General features: G+C 68.4%; 18 protein-coding genes. All 18 read left to right on the forward strand.

The window, feature by feature from the left end; genetic code table 11:
* Positions 1 to 188: 188 nt before the first annotated feature.
* The 18 genes from ASD37_RS30180 (at position 189) to der (ending at position 18,001) form a co-directional block, all read left to right on the forward strand.
* Positions 189 to 1,055 (forward strand): tetratricopeptide repeat protein, encoded by an 867-nt coding sequence (locus ASD37_RS30180; RefSeq protein ID WP_082570498.1) that lies wholly within the window; start codon positions 189 to 191, stop codon positions 1,053 to 1,055.
* A gap of 6 nt (positions 1,056 to 1,061) precedes the next feature.
* Complete coding sequence (locus ASD37_RS30185; RefSeq protein ID WP_056560846.1) at positions 1,062 to 2,084, forward strand: HAD-IIA family hydrolase; 1,023 nt, start codon at positions 1,062 to 1,064, stop codon at positions 2,082 to 2,084.
* A gap of 8 nt (positions 2,085 to 2,092) precedes the next feature.
* On the forward strand, positions 2,093 to 2,260 hold the full coding sequence (locus ASD37_RS30190; protein ID WP_198952130.1) for a hypothetical protein: 168 nt from the start codon (positions 2,093 to 2,095) through the stop codon (positions 2,258 to 2,260).
* A gap of 6 nt (positions 2,261 to 2,266) precedes the next feature.
* Positions 2,267 to 3,076 carry a TlyA family RNA methyltransferase gene (locus ASD37_RS30195; RefSeq protein ID WP_056560852.1) on the forward strand — a complete coding sequence of 270 codons (810 nt, stop codon included), beginning with the start codon at positions 2,267 to 2,269 and terminating at the stop codon, positions 3,074 to 3,076.
* Positions 3,073 to 4,005, forward strand: a complete 933-nt coding sequence (locus ASD37_RS30200; protein ID WP_056560855.1) for an NAD kinase — start codon at positions 3,073 to 3,075, stop codon at positions 4,003 to 4,005. The genes ASD37_RS30195 and ASD37_RS30200 overlap by 4 nt, the downstream gene beginning before the upstream one ends.
* A complete protein-coding gene (gene recN / locus ASD37_RS30205; RefSeq protein ID WP_056560858.1) occupies positions 3,995 to 5,755 on the forward strand; it encodes a DNA repair protein RecN in 1,761 nt (586 codons plus the stop codon). The genes ASD37_RS30200 and recN overlap by 11 nt, the downstream gene beginning before the upstream one ends.
* A gap of 120 nt (positions 5,756 to 5,875) precedes the next feature.
* Positions 5,876 to 7,060, forward strand: coding sequence for a putative cytokinetic ring protein SteA (gene steA, locus ASD37_RS30210; RefSeq protein ID WP_056560861.1), 1,185 nt, complete (start codon positions 5,876 to 5,878; stop codon positions 7,058 to 7,060).
* A gap of 31 nt (positions 7,061 to 7,091) precedes the next feature.
* A complete protein-coding gene (locus ASD37_RS30215) occupies positions 7,092 to 8,033 on the forward strand; it encodes a copper transporter (RefSeq protein WP_056560865.1) in 942 nt (313 codons plus the stop codon).
* A 100-nt stretch (positions 8,034 to 8,133) separates the two neighbouring features.
* Positions 8,134 to 9,882 (forward strand): CTP synthase, encoded by a 1,749-nt coding sequence (locus tag ASD37_RS30220; RefSeq protein ID WP_056561129.1) that lies wholly within the window; start codon positions 8,134 to 8,136, stop codon positions 9,880 to 9,882.
* The gene (locus tag ASD37_RS30225) at positions 9,875 to 10,498 is read left to right on the forward strand and encodes an NUDIX hydrolase (RefSeq protein WP_056560868.1); all 624 of its coding nucleotides are present in this window, start codon (positions 9,875 to 9,877) and stop codon (positions 10,496 to 10,498) included. Before ASD37_RS30220 ends, ASD37_RS30225 begins: the two co-directional genes overlap by 8 nt.
* Positions 10,499 to 10,506: 8 nt before the next feature.
* Positions 10,507 to 11,442: a site-specific tyrosine recombinase XerD gene (gene xerD / locus ASD37_RS30230; protein ID WP_200960042.1), complete on the forward strand. Its 936-nt coding sequence runs from the start codon at positions 10,507 to 10,509 to the stop codon at positions 11,440 to 11,442.
* Positions 11,443 to 11,444: 2 nt separating this feature from the next.
* On the forward strand, positions 11,445 to 12,614 hold the full coding sequence (locus ASD37_RS30235; RefSeq protein ID WP_056561134.1) for an NAD(P)/FAD-dependent oxidoreductase: 1,170 nt from the start codon (positions 11,445 to 11,447) through the stop codon (positions 12,612 to 12,614).
* A 98-nt stretch (positions 12,615 to 12,712) separates the two neighbouring features.
* A complete protein-coding gene (locus tag ASD37_RS30240; protein WP_056560871.1) occupies positions 12,713 to 13,594 on the forward strand; it encodes a ParA family protein in 882 nt (293 codons plus the stop codon).
* The gene (locus tag ASD37_RS30245) at positions 13,591 to 14,403 is read left to right on the forward strand and encodes a segregation/condensation protein A (RefSeq protein ID WP_056560874.1); all 813 of its coding nucleotides are present in this window, start codon (positions 13,591 to 13,593) and stop codon (positions 14,401 to 14,403) included. The genes ASD37_RS30240 and ASD37_RS30245 overlap by 4 nt, the downstream gene beginning before the upstream one ends.
* An 11-nt stretch (positions 14,404 to 14,414) precedes the next feature.
* Positions 14,415 to 15,110: an SMC-Scp complex subunit ScpB gene (scpB, locus tag ASD37_RS30250; RefSeq protein ID WP_056560877.1), complete on the forward strand. Its 696-nt coding sequence runs from the start codon at positions 14,415 to 14,417 to the stop codon at positions 15,108 to 15,110.
* A 1-nt stretch (position 15,111) separates the two neighbouring features.
* The gene (locus ASD37_RS30255; protein ID WP_056560879.1) at positions 15,112 to 15,858 is read left to right on the forward strand and encodes a pseudouridine synthase; all 747 of its coding nucleotides are present in this window, start codon (positions 15,112 to 15,114) and stop codon (positions 15,856 to 15,858) included.
* A complete protein-coding gene (cmk, locus tag ASD37_RS30260) occupies positions 15,855 to 16,550 on the forward strand; it encodes a (d)CMP kinase (RefSeq protein WP_056560883.1) in 696 nt (231 codons plus the stop codon). The genes ASD37_RS30255 and cmk overlap by 4 nt, the downstream gene beginning before the upstream one ends.
* Positions 16,547 to 18,001 (forward strand): ribosome biogenesis GTPase Der, encoded by a 1,455-nt coding sequence (der, locus tag ASD37_RS30265; protein ID WP_056560886.1) that lies wholly within the window; start codon positions 16,547 to 16,549, stop codon positions 17,999 to 18,001. The genes cmk and der overlap by 4 nt, the downstream gene beginning before the upstream one ends.
* Positions 18,002 to 18,211 lie beyond the last annotated feature (210 nt).

Here is an 18,211-nt window from a genome sequence, read left to right on the forward strand (position 1 = left end):
CGCCAATGATACTGCCCTTTCGGGTGGAAAAGTAGGACACCGCCGAACACCCTTTAAGCCCTAAGGCCCCCAATAACATTGGGGGCCTTAGGCATTTCAGCGACTTGTCGTTCAAATGGGCAATCGTCGCGCGGCATCGAATGTCGCCGTATCCTTTGCGAGACGGCGAGTAGAACAGGGAAGGCAACGTGGCCCAGGACACGCAACGCGGAGGCGACGACAAACGGCCTCGGCGTACTCCCAGCGCCGGCGCACCGCGACGGGGTTCTTCGGATCCCCGCCGTGGCTCTGCACCCGGCTCCGGCTTCGGTGATCGTCGCGGGGCACCGCGATCCGGCGGCCCCGATCGGCCGCGCCGACCGCGTTCGCCGTCCCAGGATCCTCGTTCCGACAAGGATGCACCTCCCATCCCCGATGACGTCGAGGCCAAGCAACTGGCCCCGGACGTTCGCGGGGAATTGATGACCCTGGACAAGGCCACCGCCGACTACGTGGCCAAGCATCTGGTCGCGGCCGGCGACCTCCTCGACGTGGATCCAGAATTGGCGTTGAAGCATGCGCAGGCCGCGCGGACGCGCTCTGGCCGGATCGCCGCCGTGCGCGAGGCCGTCGGCATCGCGGCCTATCACTGCGGGGATTGGGCTCAGGCGCTTTCGGAGTTCCGCACCGCGCGACGGATGGGCAGCAAGTCGCCGCTGCTCGCGCTGATCGCGGATTGCGAGCGCGGCGTGGGCCGTCCTCAGCGCGCGATCGATCTGTCCCACACCCCCGAGGCCGAGGAACTCACCGGTGACGACGCCGACGAACTGCGGATCGTCGTCGCGGGTGCCCGGTCGGATCTCGGTCAGCACGAGCAGGCGCTGGCAGTGCTGTCGTCGCCTCCGCTGGATCCAGAGCGAACGGGGTTGACTGCGACACGGCTCTTCTATGCCTACGCGGACACCCTTCTCGCGCTGGGTCGCAACGACGAAGCGCTCCAGTGGTTCATCAACGCCGAGGCGGCGGACGTCGACGGCGTCACCGACGCCGACGAACGAATCACCGAGCTGAGCTGAGCTGACGTGACGACACTTGCAGAGCTCCACGACTGTCTGCTGCTCGACCTCGACGGCACGGTCTTCCGCGGGCAGCAGCCCACCGAAGGTTCGGTCGAGACGCTCGCGACCGTCCGGCCCCGCACGTTGTTCGTGACGAACAACGCGTCGCGCGGTTCCGACGACGTCGCGAAGAATCTCGTCGCGATGGGCTTCGACGCCAAGGCCGACGACGTCGTCACCAGCGCGCAGAGTGCTGCGCGACTGTTGGCAGCCCAAATGGCTTCCGGGTCAAAGGTTCTCGTCATCGGCACCGAGGCCTTGGCGGATGAGGTCCGCAAGGTCGGTCTCGAGCCGGTCCGCAAGTTCGCGGACAAGCCCGACGCGGTGGTGCAGGGCCATTCGCCGCAGACCGGATGGGCCGACCTCGCCGAGGCCGCGCTTGCCATCCGCGACGGTGCGCTGTGGGTGGCGGCGAACGTGGATCGCACCCTTCCGTCGGAAGTCGGTCTGCTGCCGGGCAACGGGTCGATGGTCGCGGCGCTGGAGACCGCGACCGATCAGCGACCGCAGGTGGCGGGCAAGCCACAGCCGCCGCTGCTGCTCGACGCGCTGGCCCGCGGCGAGTTCGAACGCCCCCTGGTGATCGGGGACCGACTGGACACCGACATCTCCGGCGCCAACGCCGCCGGCCTGCCGAGCATGTTGGTGTTGACCGGCGTCAGCTCGGTCGCCGACATGATCTACGCCGACGCCGCCGAGCGGCCGAACTACTTGGCCGCGGATCTGCGGTCGCTGAACGCCGACAGCGCCACACTGCGCGTGGCGCCGCATCCGTCGTGGCGCGTGGAGGTCGGCCCGCAGGACGTCACGGTGTACTGGACCGGCCGCGACGCCGAGGACCCGTTGAGCATCGTGCGCGCCGTCGCGAGCACCGTCTGGGGTTCCAGCGTCGACGGAGTTCGGTTCGCCATCCTCGGCGGGGACCACACAGCACATGAAGCACTGGAACGCTGGTCGTTGGCAGGTTCGTCCGATCAGCTAGCGTGAAGGTCGAGATGACGACCGATCCCGACCAGATCCGCGCCATGGTCGCGGCATTGCTCGCCGACCTGCCCGATCCGAGTGCCGACGACGCCGAACACGTCGACGTCGAACGCATCGCGGCAAGCCTGGAAGAGGCACACGACCTGCTGGTTCGGGCGCTGGAATCAGTCGAGAGGTAAGCACACGTGACTCGGCGCGCTCGCGTTGATGCCGAGCTGGTCCGACGTGGTCTGGCACGGTCCCGCCAGCAAGCGGCGGAACTGATCGGTGCCGGTCGGGTCCGCATCGACGGCATGCCGGCCGCGAAGCCGGCGACCGCAGTCACCCCCGACGCGAACCTCACCGTCACCGGGGCCGCCGAGCGGAGTTGGGTGTCGCGCGGCGCGCACAAGTTGATCGGCGCCCTTGACGCCTTTGACGTACCCGTCGAGGGTCGCCGCTGCCTGGACGCCGGCGCGTCGACCGGTGGCTTCACCGAGGTGTTGTTGGATCGTGGCGCGGGGCAGGTGGTGGCCGCCGACGTCGGCTACGGCCAACTGGCGTGGCCGTTGCGTTCCGATTCCCGCGTGGTGGTCATGGAGCGCACCAACGTGCGGGCGCTGACCGCCGACCTCATCGGAGGCCCCGTCGACCTGGTGGTCGCCGACCTGTCGTTCATCTCGTTGGCGACGGTGTTGCCTGCGCTCGTGTCTTGCGCGTCGGCGGGCGCCGATATCGTTCCCATGGTGAAACCACAGTTCGAGGTTGGCAAGGCGCGCGTGGGGCCGGGGGGTGTCGTGTCGGATCCCGAGATCAGAGCTGACGCGGTGCTGTCGGTCGCGCGCAGAGCCGCCGAACTCGACTGGCAGACCGTCGACGTCACGTCGAGCCCGCTTCCCGGGCCGTCCGGCAACGTCGAATTCTTCCTGCGCCTGCGTGCGCAGACAGACCGTCCACTCCTTGGCGAGTCCCTGGAGAGCGCCGTGCGTCGAGCGATCGAAGAAGGGCCACAATGACCTGCGAACGCCAGGTGCTGCTCGTCGTCCACACCGGACGTGACGAGGCCACCGAGACTGCTCGTCGAGTGGAGAAGGTGCTCAGCGCCAACGGAATCGGGCTACGAGTGCTCGCCGCCGAGCAGGTCGAGCATCAGCCGTTGCCCAGCAGCGCCTCGGTCGTGAACACCATCGGCACCGAGATTCAGGTGGTCGACGCCGACGAGCGCGCCGCCGAAGGGTGCGAGATGGTGCTCGTGCTCGGCGGTGACGGCACGTTCTTGCGGGCCGCGGAACTCGCCCGCAACGTCGAGATCCCGGTGCTGGGGGTGAACCTCGGCCGCATCGGCTTCCTCGCCGAGGCAGAGGCCGGCGCCATCGACACCGTGCTGGATCAGGTGATCACCCGCAACTACAGCGTCGAGAATCGGATGACGCTCGACATCGTCGTGCGCGTGGACGGCCAGATCAAGCAGCGCGGGTGGGCGTTGAACGAGGCCAGCCTCGAGAAGGGCCCCAGGCTGGGGGTACTCGGCGTCGTCCTCGAGGTCGACGGTCGCCCGGTCTCGGCGTTCGGGTGCGACGGCGTGCTGGTGTCGACCCCGACCGGGTCCACCGCGTATGCGTTCTCTGCTGGCGGCCCGATTCTGTGGCCCGATCTCGAGTCGATTCTGGTGGTGCCCAACAACGCTCACGCCCTGTTCGCGCGGCCCATGGTGACCAGCCCGGACGCGTCCATTGCGATCGAGGTCGAGGCCACCGGGTACGACGCCATGGTGTTCTGTGACGGTCGCCGCGAGATGGTGGTGCCCGCGGGTGGCCGGCTCGAGGTGACTCGGTGTGGGACTCCGTTGCGGTGGATCCGGTTGGACAGCGCCCCGTTCACCGACCGATTGGTACGCAAGTTCCAGTTGCCGGTCACCGGCTGGCGGGGACACAGTGCTCGCTGAGATCCGCATCGCCGAACTCGGCGCCATCAGGTCCGCCACCGCCGAATTCGACCGTGGGCTCACGGTCTTGACGGGGGAGACCGGCGCGGGCAAGACCATGGTGGTCACCGGCTTGCACCTGCTCGGTGGCGCCCGCGCGGACGCCAGTCGGGTCCGGTCCGGGTCTGAACGGGCCGTCGTCGAAGGTCGTTTCACGACGACCGAACTCGAGGGCGCCGTCGCCGAGCGGATCGACGAGATCCTGGATTCCTCCGGTGCCGACCGCGACGACGACGGCAGCGTCATCGCCGCTCGTTCGGTCAGCCGTGACGGTCCGTCGCGCGCCTACCTCGGTGGGCGCAGTGTGCCCGCCAAGTCGTTGAGCACCTTCACCAACGAACTCCTTGCGCTGCATGGGCAGAACGACCAGCTGCGGTTGATGCGCTCCGACGAGCAGCGGTCGGCGCTCGACCGTTTCGCCGACGTCGACGCCCCGTTGGCGCGGTATCGGGCGCATCGCGAGGAGTGGTTGACCCTGCGCCGGGATCTGACCGACCGCAGGCAGCGGGCGCGCGAGTTGGCGCTGGAGGCCGACCGGCTGCAGTTTGGGCTCGGCGAGATCGACGCCGTCGCCCCGCAGCTCGGTGAGGACGAGTCGTTGGTGGCCGACATCCGCCGTCTGTCCGAGTTGGATGCGCTGCGCGATGCGGCCCAAACCGCGCGGATCGCCCTGTCCGGAGAGCTGGACGAGCCGGTGCAGGGGGCGGTGTCGGCGGTCGACGGCATCGGCCAGGCGAAGACGGCTCTGCAGGCCACCGACGACGCCGCCCTTCGGACGCTGGGCGACCGGCTCGGCGAGGCGCTGGCCGTCGTCGGCGACGTGACGGGTGAGCTCGGCGACTTCCTGGCCGAATTGCCCAGTGACGCAAGCACTCTGGAGGGCAAACTGGCGCGTCAGGGCGAGCTGCGCAACCTGACCCGCAAGTACGCGGCCGACGTGGACGGCGTGTTGGCGTGGGCGGAGGACGCCCGCGGCCGGTTGGCGCAGCTCGACGTCTCCGAGGAGGGACTGGCGGCGCTGCAGCAGAAGGTGGACCAACTCGAGGGCAAGGTCGTCGCGGCGGCCGCCGACGTCACCAAGGTGCGCACCAAGTCCGCCAAGGCGATGGCCAAGGCCGTGACGACCGAGCTCGCCGGGCTGGCGATGTCGGGGGCCGGGTTCAGCATCGCGGTGGGTCCGCTGCTGGCCAGGGCCGACGACTCGGCCCCGCTGACGCTGACCTCGGGTGCGGTGGTGCACGCCGGCCACGACGGGGTCGACGCCGTCGAGTTCGGCTTCACGCCACATTCCGGGTCCGACGCCCTGCCGCTCGCCAAGAGCGCATCCGGCGGCGAGCTGTCCCGGGTGATGTTGGCCCTCGAGGTGGTGCTGGCCGCGTCGGCGGAGGGCACGACGATGGTCTTCGACGAGGTCGACGCCGGCGTCGGCGGACGGGCGGCGGTGCAGATCGGCCGTCGGTTGGCGCGGTTGGCCCGCACGCATCAGGTCATCGTGGTGACGCACCTGCCGCAGGTGGCGGCCTATGCCGACGTGCACCTGGTCGTCGACAGCGGGTCTGGCAAGGCCAAGTCGAGCGAGGTGCGCCGCCTCGACGAGGACGACCGGGTCGGCGAGCTGGCGCGGATGTTGGCCGGGCTTGGGGAGTCCGACAGCGGTCGGGCACATGCGCGCGAACTGCTCGAAGGGGCGCAAAAGGAAGCCGCCGAGTAGGGGATTCGAGACGGAACCGCCCACGCGTTCGTGTTGCAGATGTGACAGAACGTAACTTCTGAGGCTGGTGATACGGCGCGCCTCCACCTCAACTTGAGGGTTGCCCGACAGAATCCCACCATGAAGATGTCAGCGCTTCTCTCGCGTAATGCCGGCTCACGACCCGGCGTAACCGGTACGGCCCGCGTCGATCGCGACATCGACCGCCTGCTCCGACGCGTGGGACCCGGCGACATCGTCGTCATCGACGCCCTCGACCTGGACCGCATCACGGCCGACGCGCTGGTCGAGGCCAACGTCGCCGCGGTGGTCAACGCGTCGCCCTCGATCTCGGGTCGCTATCCGAACCTCGGCCCGGAGGTGCTCGTCGCCAACGGCGTCGTGCTGGTCGACGAGGCGGGTCCGGAGATCTTCAAGAAGATCAAGGACGGCAGCAAGGTGCGCCTGCACAACGGCGGCGTCTACTCCGGTGACCGACGCCTCGCGCTGGGCGTCGAGCGCACCGACGAAGAGATCCACGACCTCATGCACGAGGCCAAGAGCGGTCTCGTCGCGCACCTCGAAGCGTTCGCGGGCAACACCATCGAGTTCATCCGCAGTGAAAGCCCGCTGCTGATCGACGGCATGGGCATCCCCGACATCGACGTGGACCTGCACCGCAGGCACGTCGTCATCGTCGCCGACGAGGCCGACGCCGCCGAGGACCTCAAGGCGCTCAAGCCGTTCATCAAGGAGTATCAGCCGGTCTTGGTCGGCGTGGGCTCCGGCGCCGACGTGCTGCGCAGGGCGGGACACCGGCCTGCCCTCATCGTCGGTGACCCCGAGGAGATGAGCGTCGAGGTGCTGCGGTCCGGCGCCCAGGTGGTGCTGCCGGCCGACGCCGACGGCCACGCCAAGGGCCTCGAGCGCATCCAGGATCTCGGGGTGGGCGCCATGACGTTCCCGGCCGCCGGCTCGGCCGCCGACCTCGCGATGCTGCTGTGTGATCACCACGGCGCCTCCCTCATCGTCACCGCGGGCCACAACGCCAGCATCGAGGAGTTCTTCGACCGCTCACGTCAGCAGAGCAACCCGTCGATGTTCCTGACGCGGCTGAAGGTCGGCGAGAAGCTGGTCGACGCCAAGGCCGTCGCAACGCTCTACCGCAGCCGCGTGTCCGGTGGCGCCATCGCGCTGCTGGTGCTGGCCATGCTGATCGCCGTCATCGCCGCCCTCTGGGTGTCACGCGCCGACGCCGTCGTCATCGAATGGGTCACCCAGTACTGGAATCAGTTCTCGCTGTGGGTGCAGGGCCTGGTCACCTGACTCGTCGCCCGTCACGTCTTTCGGAGGTTTCGTGATTTCCCTACGCTCACACGCAATCTCACTGGCGGCGGTCTTCCTCGCCTTGGCGATCGGCGTAGCCCTGGGGTCGGGGTTGTTGTCCAACACGTTGCTGGCGGGTCTCAAGGACGACAAGGCCCAGATGCAAAACCAGATCAACGGGCTGACCGACGAGAAGAACGTCCTCAACGAAAAGCTGAGTGCGGCAAATGACTTCGACGCCCAGATGTCGCCGCGGATCATCCGTGACGCGATGAAGGGCAAGTCGACGGTGATGTTCCGGACTCCCGACGCCAGTGAGGACGACGTAGCTGCGCTGTCGAGGCTCGTCGAGGAGGCCGGCGGTGTGGTGACGGGGACGATCACGCTGACGCAGGAGTTCGTCGACGCCAATTCCTCGGAGAAGTTGCTGTCGGTCATCAATTCGCCGATCGTGCCCGCCGGCCGCCAACTGAGCACCACCTCGGTGGACCAGGGCACCCAAGCCGGTGATCTGCTCGGCATCGCGCTGCTGACCGGGAAGGACCAGAACGCCCCCGCCGTCGACGACGCGCAGCGGGACGGCGTGCTGGTGGCGCTTCGCGACACCGGCTTCCTCACCTACGGCACCGATCGAATCGGGCCCGCGGACACCGCCCTGGTCGTCACGGGCGGCGGTTTGGCCGACGACGCGGGCAACCAGGGCGCGACCGTCGCACGCTTCGCCGCAGGTCTGGCGCCCCACGGCGCGGGCACGTTGCTCGCCGGGCGCGACGGCTCGGCGACCGGCACCGGCGCCGTCTCGGTGGTCCGATCCGACGCCAGCCTCACCAACGCGGTCGGTACGGTCGACGACGTCGAGCGGCCGTCGGGACGCATCACCGCGGTGCTCGGGCTGCAGGAAATGGCCGACGGCGGCCGGCCGGGTCAGTACGGCATCGGGCGCGGTGCGTCGTCCGTCACACTCGCTCAGTAGCAGTCGATCGGCGCGTCAGTCACCAGTTGTCGCCGTCGGTGTTAGGGTGAATTTCCGTGGGTCGGCAGGCCCCAAGCCATTCGCCACGGAGGTCGCCCCCTTGCTCAGCCGAACGAATCCGTTACGTAGGCACCCACAGGCCACGACCAAGCATCTCTTCGTCAGTGGTGGTGTGGCGTCCTCGCTCGGTAAGGGTCTTACCGCCAGCAGCCTCGGTCAGTTGCTCACCGCACGCGGCCTTCGCGTGACGATGCAGAAACTCGATCCGTACCTCAACGTGGATCCGGGCACCATGAACCCGTTCCAGCACGGTGAGGTCTTCGTCACCGAGGACGGCGCCGAAACCGACCTCGACGTCGGACATTACGAGCGCTTCCTGGATCGCAATCTGTCGGGATCGGCGAATGTGACCACCGGCCAGGTGTATTCGACGGTGATCGCCAAGGAACGGCGCGGCGAGTACCTCGGAGACACCGTTCAGGTCATCCCGCACATCACCGACGAGATCAAGCGCCGCATCCTGGCGATGGCCGAGCCGGACGCCGAAGGCGAACGCCCGGACGTCGTCATCACCGAGATCGGCGGCACGGTCGGCGACATCGAGTCGCTGCCGTTCCTGGAAGCGGCCAGGCAGGTGCGCCACGAGGTGGGCCGCGACAACGTGTTCTTCCTGCACGTGTCGCTGGTGCCGTACCTCGCGCCGTCCGGCGAATTGAAGACCAAGCCGACGCAGCACTCGGTGGCCGCGCTGCGGAGCATCGGCATCAGCCCCGACGCGCTGATCCTGCGCTGCGACCGTGACGTGCCCGAGCCGCTCAAGAACAAGATCGCGCTGATGTGCGACGTCGACGTGGACGGCGTGATCTCCACCCCCGACGCACCGTCGATCTACGACATCCCGAAGGTGCTGCACCGCGAGGAACTCGACGCGTACGTGGTGCGGCGGCTCAACCTCCCGTTCCGCGACGTCGACTGGACCGAGTGGGACGACCTGCTGCGCCGCGTGCACGAGCCGCAGGAAACCGTGCGAATCGCGTTGGTGGGCAAGTACATCGACCTGTCCGACGCGTACCTGTCGGTGGCCGAGGCGCTGCGGGCCGGCGGGTTCCGGCACCGCGCCAAGGTCGAGATCCAGTGGGTCGCCTCCGACGACTGCGAGACCGATCCAAAGGCGGCACTGGCGCTCAACGACGTCCACGCCGTGCTGATCCCCGGTGGGTTCGGCATCCGTGGCATCGAGGGCAAGCTCGGAGCCATCAAGTTCGCGCGCAAGCACGGCATCCCGGTGCTCGGGCTGTGCCTCGGCCTGCAGTGCATCGTCATCGAGGCGGCCCGCTCGGTCGGCATCGACGACGCCAACTCCGCGGAGTTCGACCCCGAGACGCCGGATCCGGTGGTCTCGACGATGGCCGACCAGCAGGACATCGTGGCCGGTGAGGCCGACCTCGGCGGCACCATGCGCCTCGGCGCCTATCCCGCAGTGCTGGAAGAGGATTCGATCGTCGCCAGGGCCTACGAGTCGACGAGGGTGTCCGAGCGTCACCGGCACCGCTACGAGGTCAACAACTCCTACCGTGACCGCATCGCGGAGAGCGGGTTGCGGTTCTCGGGGACCTCACCGGACGGTCACCTCGTCGAATTCGTGGAGTACGACTCGGCGGTTCACCCCTTCCTCGTCGGCACCCAGGCCCACCCCGAGCTCAAGAGCAGGCCCACCCGCCCGCACCCGCTGTTCGTCGCGTTCGTCGGCGCGGCACTCGACTACAAGGCCGCCGAACGCCTTCCGGTCGAGCTCGCCACGCAACGTGCCAACGGTGCCGAGCTGTCAGAGCCTGCACCCCGTGGCTGACCACGAGTTCACCACCGTCGACAGTGAGACCGTCTACGTCGGGAAGATCCTGGCGTTGCGCGCCGACGAGGTGGCCATGCCGGGCGGCCGGACGGCGCGGCGCGAGGTGGTCGAACACTTTGGTGCCGTGGGCATCGTCGCGCTCGACGAGCACAACAACATCGCGTTGATCCATCAGTACCGCCATCCGGTGGGACGCCGGCTGTGGGAGCTGCCCGCCGGCCTTCTCGACGTCGGCGGCGAGGCCCCGCAGCTGGGTGCGGCACGCGAACTCGAGGAGGAAGCCGGGCTGACGGCCAGAGACTGGGCCGTTCTGGTCGACGTGATCTCGGCGGCGGGATTCAGCGACGAATCCGTCCGGATCTACCTCGCCACCGGTCTGACCGACGTCGGGCGACCCGAAGCGCACGACGAAGAGGCGGACCTCGAGCTGAAGTGGTTCCCGCTCGCCGACGCGGTCGAGATGGTGCTCAGCGGCGACGTCGTGAATTCCCTTGCCGTGTCGGGCATTCTGGCCGCCAACGCCGTCGACCGCGACGTTCGGGAGCTGCGCCCGGTCGACGCGCCGTGGCGCGACAAGCCGACGAGGTTCGCCGCACGGCGGACCAACGGGTGACCACCGCGCTGGGCGCCTTGAACGACCAGCTCCGGGGCTACCTCGACCACCTCACCATCGAACGCGGGGTGGCCGCCAACACGCTGAGCTCGTACCGGCGCGACCTGCGCCGCTATGCCGCTCATCTGACGGCCAGGGGCGTCGACGACGTCGCAGCGGTCACCGAGGAGCACGTCACCGACTTCCTGGTGTCACTGCGAGTCGGGGACGAAGACCTCGGCACCACGCCGCTGTCGGCGGTGTCGGCGGCGCGCACCCTCATCGCGGTCCGCGGCTTTCACCGCTTCGCGGCCGCCGAGGGGCTCACCCCCGTCGACGTCGCCCGTGCGGTCAAGCCGCCGACTCCGACCCGCCGACTGCCCAAGAGCATCAGCCTCGACGACGTCGTCGCGCTGCTGGAGGGCGCCGGGGGTGACAGTGAAACCGACGGCCCGCTGACGCTGCGCAACCGAGCGCTTCTCGAGGTGCTGTACTCGACCGGCGCCCGCATCTCCGAAGCCGTCGGCCTCGACGTGGATGACGTCGACGTGCAGTCGCGGTCGGTGCTGCTGCGCGGCAAGGGCGGCAAGCAGCGACTGGTGCCGATCGGCAGGCCCGCCGTCAGCGCGCTGGAGGCCTACTACGTCCGCGGCCGCCCCGACCTGGCGCGCCGCGGCAAGGGCACCCCGGCCATCTTCCTCAACGCCCGCGGCGGTCGGCTGTCGCGGCAGAGCGCCTGGCAGGTGTTGCAGGACGCCGCCGAACGGGCGGGCATCTCGGGGTCGGTGTCACCGCACACGCTGCGGCACTCGTTCGCCACCCACCTGTTGGAGGGCGGTGCCGACGTCCGCGTCGTGCAGGAGTTGCTCGGGCACGCGTCGGTCACCACCACGCAGATCTACACGCTGGTGACCGTCAGCGCACTGCGCGAAGTGTGGGCCGGCGCCCATCCGCGGGCGCGCTGAGGATGTCGGCACCCGAGAATCAGGTGGTCGTCGTCGGTGCCGGGACGGCGGGCCTGGCTGCCGCACTGTGTCTGAGCGACCTGTCGATCCCCTCGGTGGTGCTCGAGCGCGGCGACGGGGTCGGCGCGGCGTGGCGATCGCGATACGACCGGTTGCGGCTCAACACCGGCCACCGGTATTCGCACCTGCCAAAACGGCCGTATCCCAAGGGAACTCCCATGTTTCCGACCCGCGAGCAGGTCGTCGCCCATCTCGAGGAGCACGCCGGCGAGCGAGGCGTCGAGCTGCGCCTGAACACTCCCGTCGAGCGGGTGGTCCGGCGCAAGCCAAGCGGGTGGGGCGTACTGACCCCGGACGGGATCGTTGGCGCCGCGCACGTCGTCGTGGCGACCGGTTACCTCCACACGCCGGTGCTGCCGGACTGGCCGGGATCGGCGTCGTTCCCCGGCGAGGTTCTGCACTCGTCGGCCTACCGAAGTCCACGTCCGTTCACGGGCAAGCGGGTGCTGGTGGTGGGCGCCGGCTCGTCGGGCCTGGAGATCGCGCACGACCTGGCGACCGGTGGCGCCGCCAAGGTGTGGCTGTCGGTGCGCACCCCGCCGAACGTGATGCCGCGGACGGGGCCAGGCGGACGACCCAACGACGTGGTCTCACGGCCGCTGTTCCATCTGCCGCCGCGGCTGGCCGACGCGGTGGCGCGGCGCGCCAGGCTGGCCACCTTCGGCGATCTGAGCGAGTTCGGCCTGCCGATACCCCGGGAGGGTCCGTTCAGCCGGGCCCACCGCCTGCACGCGGCGCCGACGATCGTCGACCCCGAGGTCGTCGACGCCGTCCGCGACGGTGCCATCGAGGTGGTCGCCGCGGTCACCGCGTTCGAGTCGTCCTCGGTGGTGCTGACCGACCGCACCCGACTCGACGCCGACGTGGTGATCGCCGCCACGGGCTACCGGACCGGGCTGGAGCCGCTCGTCGGCCAGCTTGGCGTGCTCACCGACGCCGGGACCCCGATGGTCGGCGGTGACGTCGCCGCCGAGCCGGGGTTGTGGTTCCTCGGAATGTGGTCGCGGCCGTCGCTGATCGGCTACACCTCCACGCAGGCCGAGCGGGTGGCCGCACGGATTGCCAGGGCGATCGCGGAGTCCCAGCGGTCCAAGCGGAACAAGCTCTTCTAGCCGACCGCGCGGGTCTGGCGTCCGGAGCGTTTCACCGGAGTTAAACTCCAAGCGATGTTCGCCAAGCCCGAAGGACGCCTGACCGGCGGCGGTCCCGAGTGACCGACGACGCTGGTACCCCCGACGGCTCTGGCGTGTCGGAAGCAGTAGGCCACACGGGCCGTCCTCCCCGGTTCATCCCGGAACCAAAGCCCCGGAGCGTGCACGGCCCGGCCAAGGTCATCGCGATGTGCAACCAGAAGGGTGGCGTCGGCAAGACGACGTCCACCATCAACCTGGGTGCGAGCCTCGCCGAGTACGGCCGTCGGGTGTTGCTGGTCGACCTCGACCCGCAGGGTGCGCTGTCCGCCGGCCTCGGCGTGCCGCACTACGAGCTCGACCACACGGTGCACAACCTGCTGATCGAGCCGCGGGTGTCGGTCGAAGACGTGCTGATCAAGACCCGCGTCAAGGGCATGGACCTGGTGCCGAGCAACATCGACCTGTCCGCGGCCGAGATTCAGCTGGTCAACGAGGTCGGCCGCGAGCATTCGCTGTCCCGGGCGCTGCACCCCATACTCGACCGCTACGACTACGTGCTGATCGACTGCCAGCCGTCCCTGGGCCTGCTCACGGTCAACGGGCTGGCCTGCGCGGACAGCGTCATCATCCCCACCGAGTGCGAGTACTTCTCGCTGCGTGGACTGGCGTTGCTGACCGACACCGTGACCAAGGTCAAGGAACGTCTCAACCCGAAGCTGGACATCGGCGGAATCCTCATCACCCGCTACGACCCGCGCACCGTCAACTCCCGTGAGGTGATGGCGCGGGTGCTGCAGCAGTTCGGCGATCTGGTGTTCGACACCGTCATCACCAGGACCGTCCGCTTCCCCGAGACCAGCGTCGCCGGTGAGCCCATCACCACCTGGGCGCCCAAATCCACTGGTGCACAGGCGTATCGGTCGTTGGCGCGTGAGGTCATCGACCGGTTCGGCGCGTGAGCTCGCCTGCACCGGAGGAGGCACCGCAGACGGGGTTTCAGGTCCGTCTGAGCAACTTCGAGGGTCCGTTCGACCTGCTGCTGCAGCTGATCTTCGCCCACCGGATGGACGTGACCGAGGTCGCACTGCACCGGGTCACCGACGACTTCATCGCCTACACCAAACACATCGGTCGCCAGTTTGCGCTCGACGAGACCACGGCGTTCCTCGTGATTGCCGCCACCCTCCTCGACCTCAAGGCAGCCCGACTGCTGCCCGCCGGTGAGGTGCACGACGAGGAAGACCTCGCGCTGCTCGAGGTTCGCGACCTGCTGTTCGCCCGGCTGCTGCAATACCGCGCGTACAAGCACGTGGCGGTGATGTTCGGCGAACTCGAGGCCGCCGCGCTGCGCAGCTACCCACGACTGGTGTCCCTCGAAGACAAGTTCTCCGACCTGTTACCCGAGGTCATGCTGGGTGTGGACGCCGACGCCTTCGCTCAGATCGCCGCGTCGGCCTTCACCCCACGGCCGGTCCCGACGGTCGGCCTGAGCCACCTGCACGTTCAGGGAGTGTCGGTGCCCGAGCAGGCCCGCCTGTTGCTGGGCATGCTCGAAGAACGCGGGATCGGGGAGTGGGCGTCGTTCTCCGACCTTGTCGCCGACTGCGGGGCGACGATCGAGATCGTCGGGCGGTTCATGGCGCTGTTGGAGTTGTTCCGTGCCAACGCGGTAGCATTTGACCAGCCAGAACCGCTTGGAGTGCTGCAGGTTTCGTGGACCGGGGATCGCCCGACCAGCGAATACCTGGCGACGGCGGTGGAAGAGTGAGAAATACGCAGATGACCGAAGACCGTCCCGAACCCGACTTTGCCTCCGATCTGGGGGTCGACCTTGCGATCGAGCCCCACATGGAGGACTCGGAGCTCGGTGCCGTGTTGGAGGCACTCTTGTTGGTGGTCGACACGCCGGTGACCGTCGACGCACTGTCCACGGCAGTCGACCAGCCCGCCCACCGGGTGGCGGCGAAGTTGCGCCTGATGGCCGACGAGTTCACCGCCCGCGAGAGCGGCATAGACCTGCGCGAGGCGGGTGGTGGCTGGCGGATGTACACCAGGTCCCGGTACGCGCCGTTCGTCGAGCGGCTCCTGCTGGACGGCACCCGCTCCAAGTTGACGCGTGCCGCACTGGAGACGCTGGCCGTGGTCGCCTACCGGCAGCCGGTGAGCCGGGTGCGGGTCAGCGCCGTGCGTGGCGTCAACTGCGACGCGGTCATGCGCACCCTGTTGGCCCGCGGGCTGATCACCGAGTCCGGTACCGACTCCGACACGGGCGCAACGACTTTCGCGACCACCGAGCTGTTCCTCGAGCGGCTGGGCCTGTCCACGCTGGCGGATCTGCCCGACATCGCTCCGCTTCTCCCAGACATCGACAACATCGACGACATCACCGAGTCATTGGCCGACGAACCCAGGTTCGTAAAACTCGGTGTGGTGCCCAACAATCAACCGCTGGCCTTCGACGTGGACAAGGACTGACATGGCCGACGAAGACGAAGGCACCCGACTGCAGAAGGTGCTCTCCCAAGCGGGGGTCGCCTCCCGCCGCGTGGCGGAACGCATGATCCGCGACGGCCGGATCGAGGTCGACGGACACATCGTGACCGAGATGGGCACGCGGGTCGACGCCGACAACGCGGAGATCCGCGTCGACGGCGTGAAGATCCGGCGCGACGACACCCTGGTGTACCTGGCGATCAACAAAGAGCGCGGCATGCACTCGACGATGTCCGACGACCAGGGCAGGCCCTGCGTCGGCGACCTGGTGGAGTATCGCGTCCGCGGCACCAAGAAGCTCTTCCACGTTGGCCGGCTGGACGCCGACACCGAGGGGCTGCTGATCCTGACCAACGACGGCGAGCTCGCCCACCGTCTGATGCACCCGTCCTACGAGGTGCCCAAGACGTATTTGGCGACGGTCGTCGGATCGGTGCCGCGTGGCCTCGGCAAGAAGCTGAAGGCGGGCATCGAGTTGGACGACGGCCCCATTCACGTCGACGACTTCGCGATGGTCGACACGGTGCCCGGCAAGTCACTGGTGACGGTGACGCTGCACGAGGGGCGTAAGAGAATCGTGCGACGGATGCTGGCCGCGGTCGGCTTTCCCGTCACCGACCTGGTCCGCACCGACATCGGCACCGTCACCCTCGGTGAGCAGAAGCCCGGCAGCATCCGGGTTCTGACGAGCAAAGAGGTTGGCGAACTCTACAAGGCGGTGGGGATGTGAGCGCCCCCCTGACCGTTGCCATCGACGGGCCGGCCGGTACCGGAAAGTCCTCCGTCTCAAGGGGTTTGGCGCGGGCCCTCGAGGCGCGCTACCTGAACACCGGTGCCATGTACCGGATCGTGACGCTGGCCGTTCTGCGCGCCGGTTTGGACCTCGACGACGCCGCGGCAGTGGCCGAGTTGGCGTCGCGCGTCGACCTGGCCGTCGGTTTCGACCCCGACGAAGACTTGTACTTTCTTGGGGGAGAGGACGTCTCGGTCGAGATCCGCGGTGACGCGGTGACCAAGGCGGTCTCGGCGGTCTCCGCCGTCCCCGAGGTGCGGACCCGACTGGTGGACCGGCAGCGCGAACTGGCCGACGGCACGGTGGCCGTCGTGGTCGAGGGCCGCGACATCGGCACCGTCGTGCTCCCCGACGCCGACCTCAAGGTCTTCCTGACGGCCTCGCCAGAAGAGCGGGCCCGTCGCCGCAACGATCAGAACGTCGAGTCCGGCCTGCCCGGCGACTACGACGCGGTGCTGGCCGACGTGCTGCGCCGCGACCACCTGGATTCCACCCGTGCCGTGTCGCCCCTGCGCGCGGCCGACGACGCGATCGTCGTCGACAGCAGTGACATGTCTCAGTCCGAGACCGTGGCATGTCTTCTCGACCTGGTCGAGCGAGCTCGACAAGAACAGAGTGTAAAGCAATGAGTGACAACGACATTGGTGACATCGGCGACATTGGCGTCGAGGCCGACGGTACCTGGACCGACGAGGGTGACTGGGAACTGCCGCCCGAGGGCGTAGAGGTCGGCGATCTGGAGGCAGAGTTCGCCCCGCCGCCCGTCGTCGCGGTGGTCGGACGGCCCAACGTCGGCAAGTCCACGCTGGTGAACCGCATCCTCGGCCGTCGTGAGGCCGTCGTGCAGGACATCCCCGGCGTCACCCGCGACCGGGTGTCCTACGACGCGAACTGGCTGGGACGCCGGTTCATGGTGCAGGACACCGGCGGCTGGGAACCGGACGCCAAGGGTCTGCAGCAACTGGTGGCCGAGCAGGCCACCGTCGCGATGCGCACCGCCGACGCGATCATCCTGGTGGTCGACTCGGTCACCGGTGCGACCAACGCCGACGAGGCCGCCGCCAAGCGACTGCAGAAGTCGGGCAAGCCGGTCTTCTTGGCGGCCAACAAGGTCGACAACGAGAAGATGGAATCCGAAGCCGCGCTGCTGTGGTCCCTCGGGTTGGGGCAGCCGTTCCCCGTCAGCGCGATCCACGGCCGCGGTGTGGCCGATCTGCTCGACGCCGTCCTCGAGGTGTTGCCAGAGGTCTCCGAGATGGGGTCCGGCACGGGCGGTCCGCGGCGCGTGGCGCTGGTGGGCAAGCCGAACGTCGGCAAGAGCTCGCTGATCAACCGCCTCGCCGACGAAGAACGGTCGGTGGTGCACGACGTCGCCGGTACCACCGTCGACCCCGTCGACTCGCTGATCGAACTGGGCGGCAAGCCCTGGCGCTTCGTCGACACCGCCGGTCTGCGCCGCAAGGTCGGCCAGGCCAGCGGCCACGAGTTCTACGCGTCGGTGCGCACGCACGGCGCGATCGACGCGGCCGAGGTCGTCGTCGTCATGATCGACTCGTCGGAACCGCTGACCGAGCAGGACCAGCGGGTGCTTTCGATGGTGATCGAGGCGGGCCGGGCCGTCGTGCTGGCGTTCAACAAGTGGGACCTGATGGACGAGGACCGGCGTTACCTGCTGGACCGCGAGATCGACCTGTCCCTCGAGCAGGTGCAGTGGGCGCAGCGGGTGAACATCTCCGCCAAGACCGGACGTGCGGTGCAGAGGCTGGTGCCCGCCCTGGAGGCCGCGCTCGCCTCGTGGGACAAGCGCATCACCACCGGTCAGCTCAACACGTTCCTCAAGGAACTCGTCGCCGCGACGCCGCCGCCGGTGCGCGGTGGCAAGCAGCCCAAGATCCTGTTCGCCACCCAGGCAACTGCGCGGCCGCCGACCTTCGTGCTGTTCACCTCCGGGTTCCTCGAGGCGGGCTACCGGCGCTTCATCGAGCGCAAGCTTCGCGAGAAGTTCGGGTTCGAGGGCAGCCCCATCAAGATCAACGTCCGCGTGCGGGAGAAGCGCGCCCAGGGTCACAAGAAGCGCTGACGCTCGACCTGTGCGTATGCTGAATGCAACACGAATGAGAGGGGAGTGGTGATGGCTGATTTGGCCTTCCGGACCGCGCCCTCTCATGCGTTCGCGCTGGAGCCGTTCTGGCCTTCACGACGTTTCATCGCTTTCGACGAATGGTGTTGTACGCGCGGTTGATTCGCGTCCACAACCCCTGTGGCACATCTTTGGTGCCATTGATCGAAA

This window comes from Mycobacterium sp. Root135 (assembly GCF_001426545.1).
Taxonomy (GTDB): Bacteria; Actinomycetota; Actinomycetes; order Mycobacteriales; family Mycobacteriaceae; genus Mycobacterium.